Raw genomic sequence first — 17,489 nt, 5'->3', positions numbered from 1 at the left:
CCATGGCCAACGACAACGAAGTGATGGAAGAGGGCGCCGACCGCTACAACGTGCCCGCGCTCGAACGCGGCCTGCGCGTGCTGTGCGAGTTCAGCCGCGAAAGCCGCACGCTCTCCGCGCCCGAACTGGCGCGCCGCTTCGACCTGCCGCGCTCCACCGTGTTCCGCCTGCTCACCACGCTGGAGAACATGGGCTTTCTGGAACGTGCCGAAGGCGGCCGCGACTACCGGCTGGGCCTTGCGGTGCTGCGCCTGGGCTTCGAATACCTCGCGTCGCTGGAACTCACGCAGCTCGGCACGCCGCTGCTCAACCGCCTGTGCGACGAGCTGCGCACGCCCTGCAACCTCGTGGTGCGCGACGGCCGCTCGATCGTCTACGTCGCCAAGGTCGCACCGCCCACGCCGTTCGCCAGCTCGGTCACCGTGGGCACGCGCCTGCCGGCCCATGCCACGGTGCTCGGCCGCGTGCTGCTCGAAGACCTCACGCTGCCGCAACTGCGCGCGCTGTACCCCGAAGACAAGCTGGAGACCTTCTCGCCGAGCACGCCCAAGACCGTGAACGAACTCTTCGACATGGTGCAGGCCGACCGCTCGCGCGGCTACGTGCTGGGCGAAGGATTCTTCGAGTCGAACATCTCCAGCATCGCGGCCCCGGTGCGCGACCACAGCGGCCACATCGTGGCGGCGCTGGGCGCGACCATCACCTCGGGCCACATCGAAGAAAACCGCATGGACGAGATGGTGCTGCGCGTGCGCAGCACGGCCGAAGAAATCTCTGGCCTGCTGAACTACTCGCCTGCACGCGCCAACAAGGTGGTGCCGCTTCGCAGCGCTTGATGGTGATGGTCATGACGATGCACGCACCTTCTTCCTTCTTTGCCGCCGATGCGCTCGCGGGCCGCGTGGCCGTGGTCACAGGCGGTTCGTCGGGCATTGGCCTGGCGACCGTCGAGCTGCTGCTCGGCTGCGGCGCCGCCGTCGCGCTGTGCGGGCGCAATGCCGAACGTCTCGACCGCGCGGTGGCCGGCCTGCGCGAACAGTTCCCCAACGCGAAGCTCTTCGCCCAAGCTTGCGACGTGCTCGACGGCGCCTCGGTCCGCTCCTTCGCTGCTGCCAGCGAAGCCGCGCTCGGCCCGGCCTCGATGCTCGTCAACAACGCAGGGCAGGGCCGCGTCTCCACCTTCGCCACGACCGACGATGCAGCCTGGACCGAAGAGCTGAATCTGAAGTTCTTCTCGGTCATCAATCCCACGCGCGCCTTTTTGCCGCAGCTCGCGGCACAGCGCGCGGTGCTCGGCGATGCGTCCATCGTCTGTGCCAACTCGCTGCTGGCGCGCCAACCCGAGCCGCACATGGTCGCGACCTCGGCCGCGCGTGCGGGCCTGTTGAACCTCGTGCGTTCGATGGCCACCGAGTTTGCGCCGCAGGGCGTGCGCGTCAACGGCATCCTGATCGGGCTGGTCGAGTCGGGCCAATGGCGCCGCCGCTTCGAGGCGCGCGAAGACAAGTCGCAGGACTGGTCCGCCTGGAGCGGCCAGCTCGCAACCAACAAACACATCCCGCTGGGTCGCCTGGGGCTTCCGACCGAAGCCGCACGCGCGATCCTTTTCCTCGCTTCGCCCCTCGCGTCGTACACGACGGGCAGTCACATCGATATCTCCGGAGGCCTGTCGCGCCATGCATGAACCCACGAACAACAACACGGTCACGGTCGGCGCGGTCGTCGCGGCCTTTCTCGAGCAGTGCGGCGTCAAGGCGGCGTTCGGCGTGATTTCGATCCACAACATGCCGATCCTCGATGCCTTCGCGCAGCGCGGCATGGTGCGCTTCATCTCCTCGCGGGGCGAGGCGGGCGCGGGCAACATGGCCGACGCCTATGCGCGCTCCACCGCCAGCCTGGGCGTGTGCATCACCAGCACCGGCCCCGCTGCGGGCAACATCGCGGGCAGCCTGGTCGAAGCCTTGACCGCCGGCGCGCCGCTGCTGCACATCACCGGGCAGATCGAGACGCCATATTTGGACAAGGGCATGTCGTACATCCACGAGGCGCCCGACCAGCTCACCATGCTCAAGGCAGTGTCGAAGGCTGCGCTGCGCGTGCGCAGCGTGGAGACGGCGCTCGGCACGCTCAAGCGCGCGGTGCAGCTCGCGCTGACGGCGCCTACCGGCCCGGTGAGCGTGGAGATCCCGATCGACATCCAGTCGGCGCTCATGACGATGCCTGCCGACCTGTCGCCGCTGCCCATCGAGCGGCCCGTGCCGTCGGCCGCCGCGCTCGATGCATTGGCCGCGCGCCTCTCGGCCGCCAAGCGCCCGCTGCTGTGGGTCGGCGGTGGTGCACGCCACGCACGCAGTGCGATCCAGCGCCTGCAAAAGCTCGGCTTCGGCGTGGTCACCACCACGCAGGGCCGCGGCACGGTGTCCGAAGACGACGCCGGCTCGCTCGGCGCCTACAACATCCAGAAGCCGGTCGAGGCCTTCTATCAGACCTGCGACGCGATGCTGGTGGTGGGCTCGCGCCTGCGCGGCAACGAAACGCTCAAGTACGAACTGAAGCTGCCGCGCCCGCTGTACCGCATCGACGCCGACGCTGCCGCCGAAGGCCGCTGCTACGCCTCTGAAGCTTTTGTCTGCGGCGATTCGGCACTCGCGCTCGAAGGCCTTGCGGATCGCCTCGAGGCAAAGGGCTATCGCGCCGACGCGCAGCTGCTGGTCGACCTGCGCGCCGCGCACGACCAGGCCGTGGCAACGCTGCGCGACGGCCTTGGCCCGTACGCCGAACTCGTGCGCCGCATCCAGTCGGCGGCGGGCCGCAATTTCAACTGGGTGCGCGACGTCACCGTCTCCAACAGCACCTGGGGCAACCGCGAGCTGCGCATCTTCGAGCCGAGCGCCGGCGTGCACGCCACGGGCGGCGGCATCGGGCAGGGCATGCCGATGGCGATCGGCGCGGCCATCGGCGCGGCGGTCACCGGCTCGGGCCGCAAGACCTTCTGCCTGGCCGGCGACGGCGGCTTCATCCTGAACCTGGGCGAGCTGGCCTGCATGGTGCAGGAGAAGGCGCCCATGGTGATCGTGCTGATGAACGACAAGAGCTACGGCGTCATCAAGAACATCCAGGACGCGCAATACGGCGGCCGCCAGTGCTACGCCGAGCTGCACACACCCGACTACGACCTGCTGTGCAAGTCGATCGCGCTGCCGCACGCTTGCGTGCGCGACCTTGCCGATCTGCCGGCGCGGCTGGGCGAGGCACTGTCCACCGACGGCCCGTTCCTGCTGGAGATCGACATGCTCTCCATCGGTGGCTTCAAGACCAGCTTCGCCGGCCCGCCGACGAACACGGTCACGCAGATTCCCGCGCTCGGCACGGCCAAGTGACGGTGGGCAAGGCTTCCTCCATGACCGCCATCACACGCATTGCACTCGTCGGCTGCGGCGCCATCGGCACCGCGGTGCTCGAACTGCTCCGGGGCGACCCGGTCCTCAAGGTGACGGTCATCGTCGTGCCCGTCGAAGGCATGGCTGCGGCACAGAAGGCCGTGCCCGGCGCGCAGGTCTTGAGCACGGTGCCCGTTGCCGGCATCGACCTCGTGGTCGAGACGGCCGGCCATGCGGCCATCGAAGAGCATGTGCTGCCGGCGCTGGCACGCGGCACGCCTTGCGTGGTCGCCTCGGTCGGCGCGCTGTCGGCGACCGGCTTGGCTGAAAAGCTCGAAGCCGCCGCCATCGCGGGCCGCACGCAGGTGCAGCTGATCCCCGGCGCCATCGGCGGAATCGACGCGCTGGCCGCCGCCCGCATCGGCGGCCTGGACAGCGTGCGCTACACCGGTCGCAAGCCGCCGCAGGCCTGGAAGGGCACGCCGGCCGAGCAGGGCCGCGATCTCGATGCGTTGACGCAGGAAACCGTGATCTTCGAAGGCAGCGCGCGCGAAGCCGCCTTGCTGTACCCGAAGAACGCCAACGTCGCGGCCACCGTCTCGCTCGCGGGCCTGGGGCTCGACAAGACGCTGGTGCGCCTGATTGCCGACCCCGCCACCGCCGAGAACGTGCACACCGTCGAAGCCGAAGGCGCCTTCGGCAGCTTCGCGCTGACCATGCGCAACAAGCCGCTCGCGGCCAACCCCAAGACCTCCGCGCTCACCGTCTACAGCGCGGTGCGCGCCCTGCGCAACCGCGTCGCGGCGCTCGCCATCTGAATTGCTTTCCATGATTTCTTCCGAACTCCTTCCGATCTGCGTTGCCGGCGAATGGCGCCTGGGCGGCGGCGATGTGTATGAAAGCCTCTACCCCGCCACGGGCGAGCCCATCGCGCGGCTGAAGGCCGCAAGCCTCGCCGACGTCGAGGAAGCCATCACGCGCGCCGACCATGCCTTCCGTACCAGCGGCTGGGCCCAGCGCCTGCCGCACGAGCGCGCCGCCGTGCTGCATCGCGTGGCGCAACTGATCCGCGAAGAAGGCGAATCGCTCGCGCAGAAGCAGCGTCTGGACAACGGCAAGCCCATCAGCGAAACCCGCAACCTCGTTGCCAGCGCCGCCGGCACCTTCCAGTTCTTCGCCGCCGCGCTCGAAACGCTCGAAGAAACCATCACCCCCTCGCGCGGCGCCTTCGTCACGATGAGCGTGCACGAGCCCATGGGCGTGGTCGCAGCCATCACGCCGTGGAACTCGCCGATTGCCAGCGAAGCGCAGAAGCTCGCGCCCGCGCTGGCGGCCGGCAATGCGGTGGTCGTCAAGCCCGCCGAAGTCACGCCGCTCATGGCGCTGGAACTGGCGCGCATCTGCGAGAAGGCCGGCGTGCCCAAGGGCATCGTCAGCGTGTTGCCGGGCAAGGGCTCGGTGATTGGCGACGCGATCACCAAGCATCCGCTGGTCAAGCGCGTGTCGTTCACGGGCGGCACCACCACGGGCAAGCACATCGCACACATCGCGGCCGACAAGATGATGCCGGTGTCGCTGGAGCTGGGCGGCAAGTCGCCGACCATGGTGCTGGACGATGCCGACCTCGACCATGCGGTGAGCGGCGTGCTGTACGGCATCTTCAGTTCGTCGGGCGAATCGTGCATCGCAGGTTCGCGCCTGTTCGTGGCGCGAAGCATCTACGACGAGTTCCTGACGCGGCTGGCCGAAGGCGCCAATGCGTTGCGCGTGGGCGACCCGGCCTCGGAGCGAACGCAGATGGGCCCGCTCATCACAGCCAAGCACCGCGAGGGCATCGAGCGCTATGTGGACCTCGGCGTGTCCGAAGGCGGCCGAATTCGCACGGGCGGCGTACGCCCGCACGGCGATGGCTATGACCGTGGCTACTTCTACAAGCCAACCATCATCGAAGGTCTGGACAACAGCGCGCGCATCAGCCAGGAGGAAATCTTCGGGCCGGTGCTGGTCGCGATGCCGTTCGACGACGAAGCCTCGCTGATTGCGCAGGCCAACGACAGCGTTTACGCGCTGGCTGCGGGTGTGTGGAGCCGCGACTTCAAGCGCGCCTGGAAGTTGGGCCGTGCGGTGCAGGCTGGCACGGTATGGGTCAACACGTACAAGCAGTTCTCTGTCTCCACGCCTTTTGGCGGCTGGCGTGACAGCGGGCTGGGGCGCGAGAAGGGGCGCGAAGGGATCTTTCAGTACATGGAGCAGAAGAGCATGTACTGGGGGACGAATGAACAGCCGTTGCCTTGGGCACTGGGATGACGTCTCTTTTCTCTGCTCATTTGCTGCGTTGTTCTGGGCGCTGTCGTTCAGGGCGACGCTCACGCCGACACGGTGCTCTTTTTCGCGAATGTCCCCCGCTTCGCTCCTCCTTTATTTCGCGAAAAAGAGCCCCGTATCGGCGCGAGCGCTGGACAGAGTGGTTGTTGATCAGCGGTACACCAGCTGCGTGCCCCTGTGCGAATGACACCAGGTGCTCCCCGCAGCGAAATAAAGGAGGAGCGAAGCGGGGGACATTCGCGGAGGGGAGCTCCTGGTGTCATTCGCACTCGCCCCGAATGAACCCGACCCCGACCCCGATCCCGCCCCGAACAAGCGTCCCGAAAGCAAAAGACCGCAGCCCCCGTTGAACACCAGAGCGAAAAACTGACATGAGCGTACTTGGCATCGACCAGATCACCTACGGGGCAGACGACCTGCCCACCTGCCGCCGCTTCTTCGAAGACTGGGGCCTCGCACTCACGTCGGAAGCGAACGACGAACTCGTTTTCGAGTGCCTGAACGGCTGCAAGGTTGTCGTCGCGGCGTTGGGCAACGCCAACCTGCCGCCCGCGATGGAAGAAGGCCCGACGCTGCGCGAAGTGGTGTGGGGCGTGGAAAGCGATGCGGACCTCGACCGCTATGCCGCTGCCATCGCAAACGACACGGGTTTCTTCGACAGCACGGTCGACGACGCACGCCGCATCGGCTGCATCGACCCCAACGGCCTCGCCGTGCGTTTGCAAGTCAGCCGCAAGCACGCGGTCGACGTCGACTGCGGTGCCATGAACACCTGGAACGCCAAGCCGCGCATCAACCAGGCCGCACCGATCTACGAACGCGCAACACCTATCGAAGTCGGTCATGTGGTGTTCTTCGTCAACGACGTGGTGGGCACGAGCGCGTTCTATGCGCAACGCTTCGGCTTCGTCGCTTCCGACAGCTACCCGAACCGTGGTGCCTTCATGCGCTGCGCTTCGGAGGGTGGCCACCACGACCTGTTCCTGCTGCAGATTCCCTCGGGCAAACGCGGGCTGAACCACGTGGCCTTCACCGTGCGCGACATCCACGAAGTGTTCGGCGGTGGCCTGCACTTCTCGCGCCGTGGCTGGGAGACGCAGCTCGGCCCGGGGCGCCACCCGGTGTCGTCGGCGTACTTCTGGTACTTCAAGAACCCGGCCGGCGGCCTCATCGAGTACTACGCCGACGAAGACCAGCTCACCGCCGACTGGCAACCACGCGAGTTCGAGCCCGGCCCGACGGTGTTCGCCGAATGGGCCGTCGATGGCGGCCTCGATGGCAACACCCGTCGCCAGAAGAACGCGGAAGGCCCGAAAGGCGCGTTCCTTACCGAAAAGAAATAAGTCCCTCGATCCGCCATGCAACAACGTCTTTCCTTTTCTTCTTCTCTCCTGTTTGCCGCGCTCGCGGCGCTGACGCTCGGCACGACCGCGCATGCGCAGCAAAGCGATGCGCAGAAGCAACTGGCCAGTGAACGCTTCACCATCATTTCGCCGTTCCCGCCCGGTGGCCCGGTCGATACGCTGGCGCGCATCCTGTCGGACGGCCTGGCGCGGCGCTACGGCCAGGCGGCCGTGGTCGACAACCAGGTCGGCGCGGCCGGCAACATCGGCATGGAAAAAGTCAAGCGCGCCAAGGGCGACGGCCACACGCTGCTGGTGATCCCGGCGGGCAACGTCACCATCAACCCGACGCTGATGCCCAACTTCCCGTTCGACATGGCGAAGGACTTCGTGCCGATCACCATGCTGGCCAAGGCGCCCAACGTGCTGGTGGCGTCGCCGGCGTCGGGCATCAAGAACGCGAAGGACCTGGTGGCGAAGGCCAAGGCCAAGCCCAACACGCTGTCGTATGCCTCGCCGGGCGTGGGCAGCGGCCTGCACCTGGCGGGCGAACTGTTCAAGCAGCAGGCCGGCATCGACATGCTGCACGTGCCCTACAAGGGCACGCCGCCGGCACTCAATGATGTGCTCGGCGGCTCGGTACCGCTGATGTTCAGCAACCTGCCCGCGACGCTGCCGTTCTTGAAGCAAGGCAAGCTGGTCGCCATCGGCGTGACCGAGGCCAAGCGCAGCGCCGCCGCGCCCGACATTCCCACGCTGGCGGAGCAGGGCATCCAGGGCGTGACGGTGACCTCCTGGTACGGCCTGATGGCACCGAAGGGCACGCCGCCCGCCGTGGTCGAGCAACTGGCGAAGGACGCGGCGGACATGCTCGCGCAGCCCGACGTGCGCGAACGGCTCAAGTTGCAGGGCATGACCGACGCGGCCATGAAGCCCGCCGAGTTCGCCACCTACATCCGCGATGAGACGGCCGTGTGGGCCAAGATCATCAAGGCCCGCAACATCGTCGCCGAGTAAGCGCCGGCAGCCACATCAAGCGGAGACAGATTCATGATGATGATGAAGAAGACCAGCGAATCCACCATCGGCATCGTCGGTGCGGGCATCGGCGGCCTTGTGGCAGCCATTGCGCTGCGGCGCGCGGGCCACGACGTGATCGTGTTCGAGCAGGCCAAACAGTTTGCCCGCGTCGGCGCGGACATCAACCTCACGCCGAATGCCGTGCGCGCACTCGACGGCCTCGGTGTCGGCGAAGCGGCCCGCGTGACGGCCGCACGTCCGTCGCACCGCATCAGCCGCACCTACGACACCGGCGAAGAAACCTCGCGCCTTGAAATGGCCGATTCGGCGGAGCAGCGCTACGGCGCACCGCAGCTCACGATCCACCGCGCCGACCTGCTGGCTGCATTGGCCGACATGTTCCCGGCCGAACAGGTCGCGCTCGGCAAGCGTGCGGAAAAAATCGAAGCGGACGGCAAGGGCGTGAGCCTTTCCTTCGCCGATGGCACCAGCGCCCGTGTCGGCGTGCTGCTGGGCGCCGATGGCATCCACTCGTGCGTGCGCACCGCGATGTTCGGTGCCGAGAGCCCGCGCTTCACCGGCATCGTGGCCTACCGCGCCGTGGTGCCCGCCGAGCGCGTGGCCGGCGTGCCGAACCTGGGCGCCTTCACCAAGTGGTGGGGCCCGAATCCGCAGAGCCAGATCGTCACGTTCCCGCTCAATCGCGGCAAGGACATCTTCATCTTCGCGACCACGCCGCAGGACACCTGGCACCTCGAATCGTGGACCGCGCCGGGCAGCGTCGACGAACTGCGCGAGCAGTACGTGGCCTATCACCCCGAAGCGCGCGCCTTGCTCGATGCCTGCGACACGGTGCTCAAGACCGCGCTGTACGAGCGTGACCCGATGCCCGCCTGGGCCGCCGGCCGCATGGCGTTGCTGGGTGACGCCGCGCACCCGATGCTGCCTTTCATGGCGCAGGGCGCGGGCATGGCGATCGAAGACGCAGTGGTGCTGGCCCGCCACCTCGAAGGCGTGGCGATGAGCGACATGGCCGATGCCTTGCAAGGCTACGAGAAGGCCCGCATCGAACGCGCCAGCCAGGTGCAGCTCGGCTCACGCGGCAACAACTGGCTGCGCGAAGGTGGCAACGCCGACTGGGTCTACGGCTACGACGCCTGGGCCGTGCCGCTCGGTGCACCCGTTGCGGTCGCCGCTGCCACCGCCTGATTTCATTTCACCTCACTCCCACGGAGGCCACGATGCAACAACAAGACCGCTATCTCCAACCGCACCAGGCGCGCCAACGCCCGGCGACCACTTACGAAGACCTGCTCGGCGACGTGATCGAACGCGCCTTTGCCGATGGCATCCATGACCTGGGCGGCCTGGTGCAACGTCTGAACGACAGCGGCCTGGCCACGCCCGGCGGCCAGCTGTGGACCGAAGCGCTGTACCGCAAGGAAATGGCCGCGCTGGCCGTCTGAGGAGAACCCACCATGCCCATCGCCATTCACCCCGTTCCCGCAGACCCGGTCGACCATCTCCTGGAGATCGGCCTGAAAGACCTCTGGTATCCGATCTGCCCCTCGCACTTCATCAAGGAGAACCCCATCTCCCTGCGCCGCCTCGGCCGCAAGCTCGCGCTGTGGCGCGACGGCGAAGGCGTGCTGCATGCGCTGGAAGACCGTTGCCCGCATCGCGGCGCGCCGCTGTCGCAGGGCGTGATCCTGGGTGACCGTCTCTCGTGCCCGTACCACGGCGTCGAGGTGCGGCATGACGGCGTCGTCACGCGCGTGCCCGGCAGCCCGGGTTGCAAGCTCGAAGGCTCGCAGGCCACGCGGCACTTCCATGTGCAGGAGCGCGCGGGTGCGGTGTTTCTCTACAACTCGAAGGAGTCGGTCGATGTGCCGCCGCCGCTGGTGCTGCCCGAGCAACTGACCGACGACGCAGAGTACGGCAGCTTCCTTTGCTACACCGAGTGGAAGGGCGACTACCGCTACGTGCTCGACAACGTGATGGACCCGATGCACGGCACGTATCTGCACAAGCAGTCGCATTCGATGGCCGAGGGCGACTCGAGCGCCAAGTTCGGCATTCGCCCGACCGACATCGGCTTCGTGTTCGAGAAGGAAGGCCAGCGCAACGTCAACTTCGACTGGACCGAGTGGGCCGACACCGGCATCCACTGGATGCGCCTTGAAATCCCGTACCCGAAGACCGGCGGCCCCGGCGGCAACTTCATCATCATCGGCGCGTTCTCGCCGATGGCGAATGGCATGACGGCCACCTTCTTCTGGCGCGTGCGCAAGCTGCCCAAGGGCTGGGAGCGCGACACCTGGCGCTTTCTCTACAAGAACCGCCTGGAAGCGCGCCACTGGCATGTGCTGGAGCAGGACCGCGTGATGCTCGAAGAGATGGAGCCCGACGCCAACCAGCACGAGAACCTGTACCAGCACGACCTGGGCATCGTGCGGCTGCGCCGCCACATGCGCGGCCTGGCACAGGCACAACTGGCTGAAGCAGCCGAAGCCACCACCGCCTGACCCGGGAGCGAGCCGCGCCATGTCTTCTCCCACGCTGAACGCCCTCGTGCACACCATGCGCTACGAGGCCGACGGCATCGTCAGCGTCGAGTTCCGGCCGGCATCGCCTGCCGTGGACTTTCCCGCCTTCGAGGCCGGCTCCCACATCGACCTGCACCTGCCCAACGGGCTGGTGCGCAGCTACTCGCTGTGCAATCCATCGAGCGACCGCCAGCGCTATGTGGTCGGCGTGCTCAACGACCGCAAGAGCCGGGGCGGCTCGCGCTATGTGCACCAGCAGTTGCGCGTGGGCATGACGCTGCCGATCTCGGCGCCGCGCAACAACTTCAAGCTGCAGGAGGGCGCCGCGCGCTCGGTGCTGGTGGCCGGCGGCATCGGCGTCACGCCCATCTGGTGCATGCTGCAGCGCCTCGTGGCCATCGGCAAGCCGGTGGAGCTGCTGTACTGCGCGCGCACCCGCAAGGAAGCCGCCTTCTGCGATGCCATCGAAGCGCTGGCGAAAGAAAAGGCCATACAGCTCACCTGGCATTTCGACGACGAGAAGGGCGCACCGCCCGACCTCGCGGCGCTGCTGGCCGGCAAGGGCGCCGACAGCCACTACTACTGCTGCGGCCCGACGCCGATGCTCGATGCGTTCGAGAAAAGCTGCGAACAGCTCGGCCATGCGAACGCGCACATCGAGCGCTTTGCCGCCGTGCATGTGGAGGCGCCGAGCGCCACGCAAGGCTACGTGGTGCAGTGCGCGAAGAGCGGCAAGAGCGTCGAGGTGCCGGCGGGCAAGTCGATCCTCGACAGCCTGATCGACGCCGGCCTCAACCCCGACCACAGTTGCAAGGAAGGCGTGTGCGGCGCCTGTGAAACAGCGGTGCTCGAAGGCGAAGTCGAGCACCACGACGGCATCCTCACCAAGATCGAACGTGCGTCCAACAAGACCATGATGATCTGCGTCTCTCGCTGCAAGGGCGAGCGGCTGGTGCTGGACATCTGAGAGGCCACGCGGCCGGAAAAAGAAAAAACCAACCCGAGACATTCAATGAAAAAGTACTTGATCGCGCTGGCTGCGGCCAGCACGGCTGGCGGAGCGCTGGCCCAGTCTTCCCTCACGCTCTTCGGCGTGGTCGATGCCGCCGTCACCTACACGCGCGGCAGCGGCACCGGTTCGGGCAGCAAGGTGCAGTTGACCAACAGCGGCAACATGTTTAGCCGGCTGGGCTTTCGCGGCACTGAAGACCTGGGCGGAGGTCTGTCGGCCAGCTTCTGGCTCGAGATGGGCCTGCAGAACGACACCGGCACCGGCTTTCCCTCGAACTCGAACAACCAGGCCAGCGGCAACGGCCCCGCCGGATCGCTCAGCTTCAACCGCCGCTCGACGGTGAGCCTGGCCGGCCCGTTCGGCGAAGTGCGGCTGGGCCGCGACTACGTGCCGGCGTTCTGGAACACGGCCATCTTCGATCCCTTCGGCACGGGCAGCGGCATCGGGGCGAATCAGATCTATTTCTCGGGCCTGGGCGGGCTGGTGGCGCCTACCGGCACGCGCGCATCGAACAGCATCGGCTACTTTCTGCCCGCCAACCTCGGCGGCTTCTACGGGCAGGTGATGTACGCGATGGGCGAGAACGATTCGCTCTCGGTGGTGCCCAAGACGCTGGTGTCGACGCGGCACGACGGCGATCACACGGGGCTGCGCTTCGGCTACCAGAGCGGCGGCTTCCACATCGCGCTGGCCACCGGCAAGACGCGCTATGCCAGCGGCGACCTGCGCGTGACCAACCTCGGTGCCTCCTACACCTTCGGGCCCTCGCTGATGAACCTCAAGCTCACGAGCGAGCTCTACACCGAGTCGAAGGGCGCGACGGACGGCAAGGGCGCGCTCATCGGCTTCCAGTTGCCCATCGGCCCCGGCGAGATCAAGGGCTCGTACGCGCGCTACAAGCTGCAGCCGGCCGGCGCGCTGCTGGACCCCACGTCGTCGAAGCTGGCCATCGGCTACGTGCACAACCTCTCGAAGCGCACCGCGCTGTACGCCACCATCGCGCGCATCAGCAACAGGAACGGCGCCACGCAGGCGCTGTCGGGCGCCGTCACGCTGCCGAACCGTGCCTCCAGCGGCACCGAGTTCGGCATGCGCCACATGTTCTAGGCGCATTCGCGCAGCAACAACCCACGGCAGGAGCGCCATGCAGAGCAAGAACTTTCGTTGGTACGGCGTCGTCACGCTGTTCGTGATCGTCGCGATCTCCTACGTGGACCGCATCAACATCGCAGTGCTGATCACCGACCCCGCGTTCCTCGCGCACGTGGGGCTGGCCGCGGATGACCGCGTGAGCCAGGGCCTGCTGGCCACCGCCTTCATGCTGGGCTATGGCGTGTCGGCCTTCGTGCTCACGCCGTTCTGCTCGGCGCTGTTCGGCGTGCGCCGCAGCCTGGTCTACGGGCTGGTGCTGTGGGGTGTGGTGACCTGGGCCTCGCCCATGTTCCACAGCTACGGCATGCTGCTGGCCTCGCGCATCCTGCTGGGCGTGTCCGAAGGTCCGCTGTTCTCGCTGGCCTCGTCCTACATCAAGGCACATTTCCAGAGCCACGAGAACGGCAAGCCGAATGCCATCGTCAACATGGGCACCGGGCTCGGCCTGGCCATCGGCTATCCGCTGGTCGGCTACCTGCTCACGCGCTTCGACTGGGACAGTTCGTTCCATGTGCTCGGCGTGCTGAACATCGCGCTCGGCATTCCGCTGGTGCTGGCGTTCGTGCGCATGCCGCCCACGCATGCCGACGGAGTGCGGCCATCGTCGTTCGGTGAAGCGATGGCGCGCGTGGGCGGCATCGTGCGCGGTGCGCTGCAGACGCGGCACCTGTTCCTCATCACGCTGCTGACCTCGGCGGCGCTGGCCTACCTCTGGGGCAGCAGCAACTGGCTGCCGACCTACCTGCGCGAGGCGCGCGGCTTCTCGATGCGCGAGATGGGCTGGCTCGCCTCCGCGCCGCAATACGCCACGGTGCTCGCCGTGTTCGTGGGTGGCGTGCTGATCGACAAGATAGGCCGCGAGCGCGTGCCCTTCATCTTCATGGGCGCGAGCATCGGCGTGGCACTGGCTGTGCTGATGGCGATCAATGCGCACAACCCCTATGTGGCGGCCTGCTGCCTCGTGGCGGCCAATTTCTTCTGGGGCCTGCAGAGCCCGGCCATTCCGAGCACGGTGCAGCACTGCGCGCGGCCCGAGCACACGGCCAGTGCGTTCGGCGTGACCAACGGTGCGGGCAGCCTGGTGGCGGGCTTCATGCCGGCACTGATGGGCGGCGTGATCAGCGCGGTGTCGCACGGTGCGGGTGGTGCGAGCGCGGCCGTCACGCCGGCTTCGTCGGCGGCGGGATTCTTCGCGGGCTTCGCGCTATTGATCGGCACGCAAATTGTGGTGTTCGGATGCGGCCTTGCGCTGTGGCTTCGCGAGCGTTCGCGCAGCATGGTTGCAGTTTCGGGTTCTCAACTTTCGTAGCTCTGGCAGCCACAAGAACCTTCGTACTGTGGCAGCGGTGTCACAGCGATCACGCATCCAATCTGTCATCTGCGTGAGCATGTGTTGCAGCGACAGAACCATCGTCGTACCCCACGGCATGCGTTGCATTGCATGACGCCATTCGGTCTATCGCGCGCGAACATCTTGAGAGAGAAAAGTTCCGCAAGTCGTTGAGCCGTCGCATTCGTTCAGATAAAACTGAGCGCACCTAATGGACGGGGGAATGCGCGTGACACCAACGAGAAGAGCCGCAAAGAATCTTGCCATTGCCACCACGGCACGTACGCTTTCTGCCTCGCAGAAGCGGGCCGTGCCGGTGCGTGCACGCTGAAGGCGCATCACCCGCCCCAAGGCCCGACCCCACATCCCATCCACCCCGCGCATCGACGGGAATGGACCACATCACCCCTCGCATCCTGGGGCCGCCCGCATTGATTGCGGCGAGGCCTGGCGTGGCACGTCCGTGCCGTGCCGGGCCGACGAAAAACCGTGGCGTCTTCGTGTTGTTCTGACGAACGTGTCGTTCGCCGGAAGGGCTCGCTGTTGCCTGCTTGATTCGTTGTTCTTCATTCCATCACCGCGCCTGCCTGCGCAGCACCGGCTACCCGTCGATGCATGCAGGGTGGCGCATGTCCTTACCCATAGGCGATCATGAAAAAACTCAACCAACCCTTCGTCAATCATCTTGCCATCACCGCAGTGACCCTTGCCGCTTTGACGGCATGCGGCGGTGGCGGCGACAGCGGCTCTTCGTTCGGTGGCGCAGGCGCGGGCCTTGGCGCTCCGTCGGGCCCGGCGGCGTCGGCCCCCACGCTCAACGTCGTGGACGCGACGCAGAAGACGCCCGACGACGGCGTGCCCAGCCTGGCGGATGCGGCACTTCACGCCGTCGATCGTTCGGCCAAGCCGATGGAGTTGCCCGACACCGTCTGGCCCAGCAACTACAAGCTGTGGTTCCGGCCCGATGCGGCACTGAAGACCTTCGTGGGCCGTGGCGATGTGGAGATCGAGGTGCTCAAGCCGGTCGATGCAATCGTCGTCGCCGCGCACAACCTGAACTTTGCAAGGGGCCGCACCACGCTGCGCAAGGTGTCGAACCCGGGCGTGGCGATACCGCTGATACCCACGCCGCAGACGCTGGGCGACTTCGTGCAACTGCGCCTGAACGACGGCCAGATCGCCAAGGGCAAGTACCTGCTGCACATGGAGTGGGACGGCAAGATCCAGTTCTCGGATGCGGAGTACTGCCCGCCCGCCGAAGTGCAGCGCAACCCGTTCTGCTCGGCCGCCACCGGCATCTTCAAGGTGGGTCTTTCGACGCCCGAGGGCGTGAGCAGCGATGCCATCGTGACGCAGGGCGAAACCAATTACGCGCGGCAGTGGTTTCCGGGCTGGGACGAGCCGGCCTTCCGCCACACCTTCGAGATCTCGGCCGAGGTGCCGGGCGACTGGAAGACCGTGTCGAACGGCGCGCAGAAGTCGGCGGTGAAGCTGCCCGACGGCTACCAGCAGGTGTCGTTCGAGAAGACACCGTCGATGCCCATGTACCTGACCTTCTTCGGCGGCGGCAAGTTCGACATATTGCCGGACACCTTCAAGAACCCGCTGGACGGCTCCGACATTCCGCTGCGCTGGTTCACGCCGCCGGGCCGCTCCACCTGGGCCACCTTCCCGATGGAGTGGACCAAGGTGGCCTTGGACTACTACTACAAGTACACGGGCATTCCGCTGCCCATCAAGAAGTTCGACACCATCGCGGCGAACGACAGCTACAACAACAAGCCGAACACCGGCTTCGGTGGCATGGAGAACTGGGGCGCCATCTTCGAGTTTGCCGACTCGGTGCTCACCAAGCCGGGCGACAGGCCCACGCCGTATTCGGTGACGGTGGTCACGCACGAGATTGCGCACCAGTGGTTCGGTGACCTGGTCACGCTCGACTGGTGGGACAACGTGTGGCTGAACGAATCGTTCGCGCGCTGGTTCGAAAGGCGCACCACGATCAAGTTCCACCCCGAGTACTACAGCTTCTACGACTACGTGCTCGACAAGCACAACGTGATCGTGGCCGACCTGAAGAGCACGGCCGTGCCGGTGCAGCGCAACCTCAACGACGCGGGTTCGTTCGGCTTCATCAGCCCGTCGATCTTCGTCTACAACAAGGGCAGCCATGTGCTGGAGACGATCCAGAACTACATCGGCGAAGACGCGATGCAAAAGGGCCTGCAGATCTACCTGAAGGACTACGCCTTCGGCAACGTCACGCCCACGCGCCTGTGGACTTCGCTGGAGAAGGCGAGCGGCGGCAAGAAGGTGAGCGAGATCGGCGACAGCTTCATCCGCCAGACCGGCATTCCGCTGCTGACGGTGGATGCGCAATGCGCGAGCGACCGCACCTACGTGAACATCACGCAGGAGTCCTTTCCCAACCAGAACCTGTACCCGGCCTCGACGTGGAGCATTCCCGTCACGCTGGCGTATGGCGATGCGATGGACCAGCGCAAGACCTTCGTGATGTCGACCAACAGCACGCAACTGGAGCTGCCGGGTTGCACGGCCGTGCTGGCCGGGCCGACCGGGCAGGACTACTACGTGAGCAATTACAGCGCGCAGTCGTGGAGCAACCTGCTGGCCAGGTCGCAGTACTTCGCGGGCAACCTGCCGCTGCTGAAGAACATTGAGCAGGATGCCATCAAGCTGCTGGGCGTGGGGCGCATCACGCAGGCGCAGTTCGACCAGATCAAGAACATCGTCAAGCTGCCGGCGCCGCTGCTGGCCAAGGCGGAATTGAACCAGCAGAAGATGGCGGCGCAGGAGGCAGGCGCACCGGAGGAATATCCGCATGCGCTGCGCTTCCAGGGCAACCTGAAGCTGCGTGACAACGACAAGCGCTGAGTCTCCGAACCACCCATGCATGCGCCGCCGGGCGCGCCCGGCGGCGCATGCCTCACATCACAGGATCATCATGAACAGAGTATTGAAATGGCTGGGGGCCGGCACCTGCGTCTTGCTGGTGCTGATCGCTTGCGGTGCAGGCAGCGGGCCCGAGGACGCGCTGGTCGGCGTCTACGCCGTCAAGCAGGACGGCGTGCTCAAGGAACTGGTGAAGATCGAGCGGCAGGGCGACCGCTACGTGATGCGCGACAAGGTGCGCACACCCGAATGGAGCGAAGCCAAGATGCAGATGCAGCCGGTGACGCGCGAGCGCTGGAACAGGATCACCACCGACAAGGAGAACACCGCCTTCCTTGGCGTGGCGAGCGACCAGCTCGGCATCTTCAAGGTGCCCGCGGGCTGGAAGAAGAACAGCTTCAGCACGCAGACCGGCTACTTCCTGTTCTATTCGCAGGGGCCGGTGGAGGCGTACAAGCTGTAGGCCCG

General features: G+C 66.4%; 15 protein-coding genes. All 15 read left to right on the top strand.

Going from position 1 to position 17,489, the window contains the following annotated elements; all coding sequences use genetic code 11:
* Nucleotides 1–2: 2 nt before the first annotated feature.
* Nucleotides 3–836 carry an IclR family transcriptional regulator gene (locus ACSFB7_RS13975; RefSeq protein ID WP_435470987.1) on the top strand — a complete coding sequence of 278 codons (834 nt, stop codon included), beginning with the start codon at nucleotides 3–5 and terminating at the stop codon, nucleotides 834–836.
* 11 nt (nucleotides 837–847) lie between these two features.
* On the top strand, nucleotides 848–1,684 hold the full coding sequence (locus ACSFB7_RS13970) for an SDR family oxidoreductase (protein WP_435470985.1): 837 nt from the start codon (nucleotides 848–850) through the stop codon (nucleotides 1,682–1,684).
* Complete coding sequence (locus tag ACSFB7_RS13965; protein ID WP_435470983.1) at nucleotides 1,677–3,380, top strand: thiamine pyrophosphate-binding protein; 1,704 nt, start codon at nucleotides 1,677–1,679, stop codon at nucleotides 3,378–3,380. Before ACSFB7_RS13970 ends, ACSFB7_RS13965 begins: the two co-directional genes overlap by 8 nt.
* A 20-nt stretch (nucleotides 3,381–3,400) precedes the next feature.
* The gene (locus ACSFB7_RS13960; protein ID WP_435470981.1) at nucleotides 3,401–4,198 is read left to right on the top strand and encodes an aspartate dehydrogenase; all 798 of its coding nucleotides are present in this window, start codon (nucleotides 3,401–3,403) and stop codon (nucleotides 4,196–4,198) included.
* A 10-nt stretch (nucleotides 4,199–4,208) separates the two neighbouring features.
* On the top strand, nucleotides 4,209–5,687 hold the full coding sequence (locus ACSFB7_RS13955) for an aldehyde dehydrogenase (RefSeq protein ID WP_435470979.1): 1,479 nt from the start codon (nucleotides 4,209–4,211) through the stop codon (nucleotides 5,685–5,687).
* A 389-nt stretch (nucleotides 5,688–6,076) separates the two neighbouring features.
* Entirely contained in the window at nucleotides 6,077–7,048 is a 972-nt protein-coding gene (locus ACSFB7_RS13950) for a VOC family protein (RefSeq protein WP_435470977.1), read from the top strand.
* Nucleotides 7,049–7,063: 15 nt separating this feature from the next.
* On the top strand, nucleotides 7,064–8,065 hold the full coding sequence (locus tag ACSFB7_RS13945; protein WP_435470975.1) for a Bug family tripartite tricarboxylate transporter substrate binding protein: 1,002 nt from the start codon (nucleotides 7,064–7,066) through the stop codon (nucleotides 8,063–8,065).
* 42 nt (nucleotides 8,066–8,107) lie between these two features.
* On the top strand, nucleotides 8,108–9,277 hold the full coding sequence (locus ACSFB7_RS13940) for an FAD-dependent monooxygenase (RefSeq protein WP_435471053.1): 1,170 nt from the start codon (nucleotides 8,108–8,110) through the stop codon (nucleotides 9,275–9,277).
* Nucleotides 9,278–9,309: 32 nt separating this feature from the next.
* Nucleotides 9,310–9,534 (top strand): recombinase-like helix-turn-helix domain-containing protein, encoded by a 225-nt coding sequence (locus ACSFB7_RS13935; RefSeq protein ID WP_435470973.1) that lies wholly within the window; start codon nucleotides 9,310–9,312, stop codon nucleotides 9,532–9,534.
* 12 nt (nucleotides 9,535–9,546) lie between these two features.
* Entirely contained in the window at nucleotides 9,547–10,593 is a 1,047-nt protein-coding gene (locus ACSFB7_RS13930; RefSeq protein WP_435470971.1) for a Rieske 2Fe-2S domain-containing protein, read from the top strand.
* Nucleotides 10,594–10,612: 19 nt separating this feature from the next.
* Entirely contained in the window at nucleotides 10,613–11,581 is a 969-nt protein-coding gene (locus ACSFB7_RS13925) for a PDR/VanB family oxidoreductase (RefSeq protein WP_435470969.1), read from the top strand.
* Between the two features lie 45 nt (nucleotides 11,582–11,626).
* On the top strand, nucleotides 11,627–12,733 hold the full coding sequence (locus tag ACSFB7_RS13920; RefSeq protein WP_435470967.1) for a porin: 1,107 nt from the start codon (nucleotides 11,627–11,629) through the stop codon (nucleotides 12,731–12,733).
* Nucleotides 12,734–12,770: 37 nt separating this feature from the next.
* Complete coding sequence (locus ACSFB7_RS13915; protein ID WP_435470965.1) at nucleotides 12,771–14,087, top strand: MFS transporter; 1,317 nt, start codon at nucleotides 12,771–12,773, stop codon at nucleotides 14,085–14,087.
* A 672-nt stretch (nucleotides 14,088–14,759) separates the two neighbouring features.
* On the top strand, nucleotides 14,760–17,003 hold the full coding sequence (locus ACSFB7_RS13910) for a M1 family metallopeptidase (RefSeq protein WP_435470963.1): 2,244 nt from the start codon (nucleotides 14,760–14,762) through the stop codon (nucleotides 17,001–17,003).
* Nucleotides 17,004–17,073: 70 nt separating this feature from the next.
* Nucleotides 17,074–17,484: a hypothetical protein gene (locus ACSFB7_RS13905; RefSeq protein ID WP_435470961.1), complete on the top strand. Its 411-nt coding sequence runs from the start codon at nucleotides 17,074–17,076 to the stop codon at nucleotides 17,482–17,484.
* Nucleotides 17,485–17,489: the final 5 nt, after the last annotated feature.

The sequence above is a fragment of the Variovorax raffinosi genome (assembly GCF_051216615.1).
Lineage (GTDB): Bacteria > Pseudomonadota > Gammaproteobacteria > Burkholderiales > Burkholderiaceae_C > Variovorax.
Note: the sequence above shows the minus strand (reverse complement) of the source record. Positions and strands in the feature narration are given on the sequence as shown.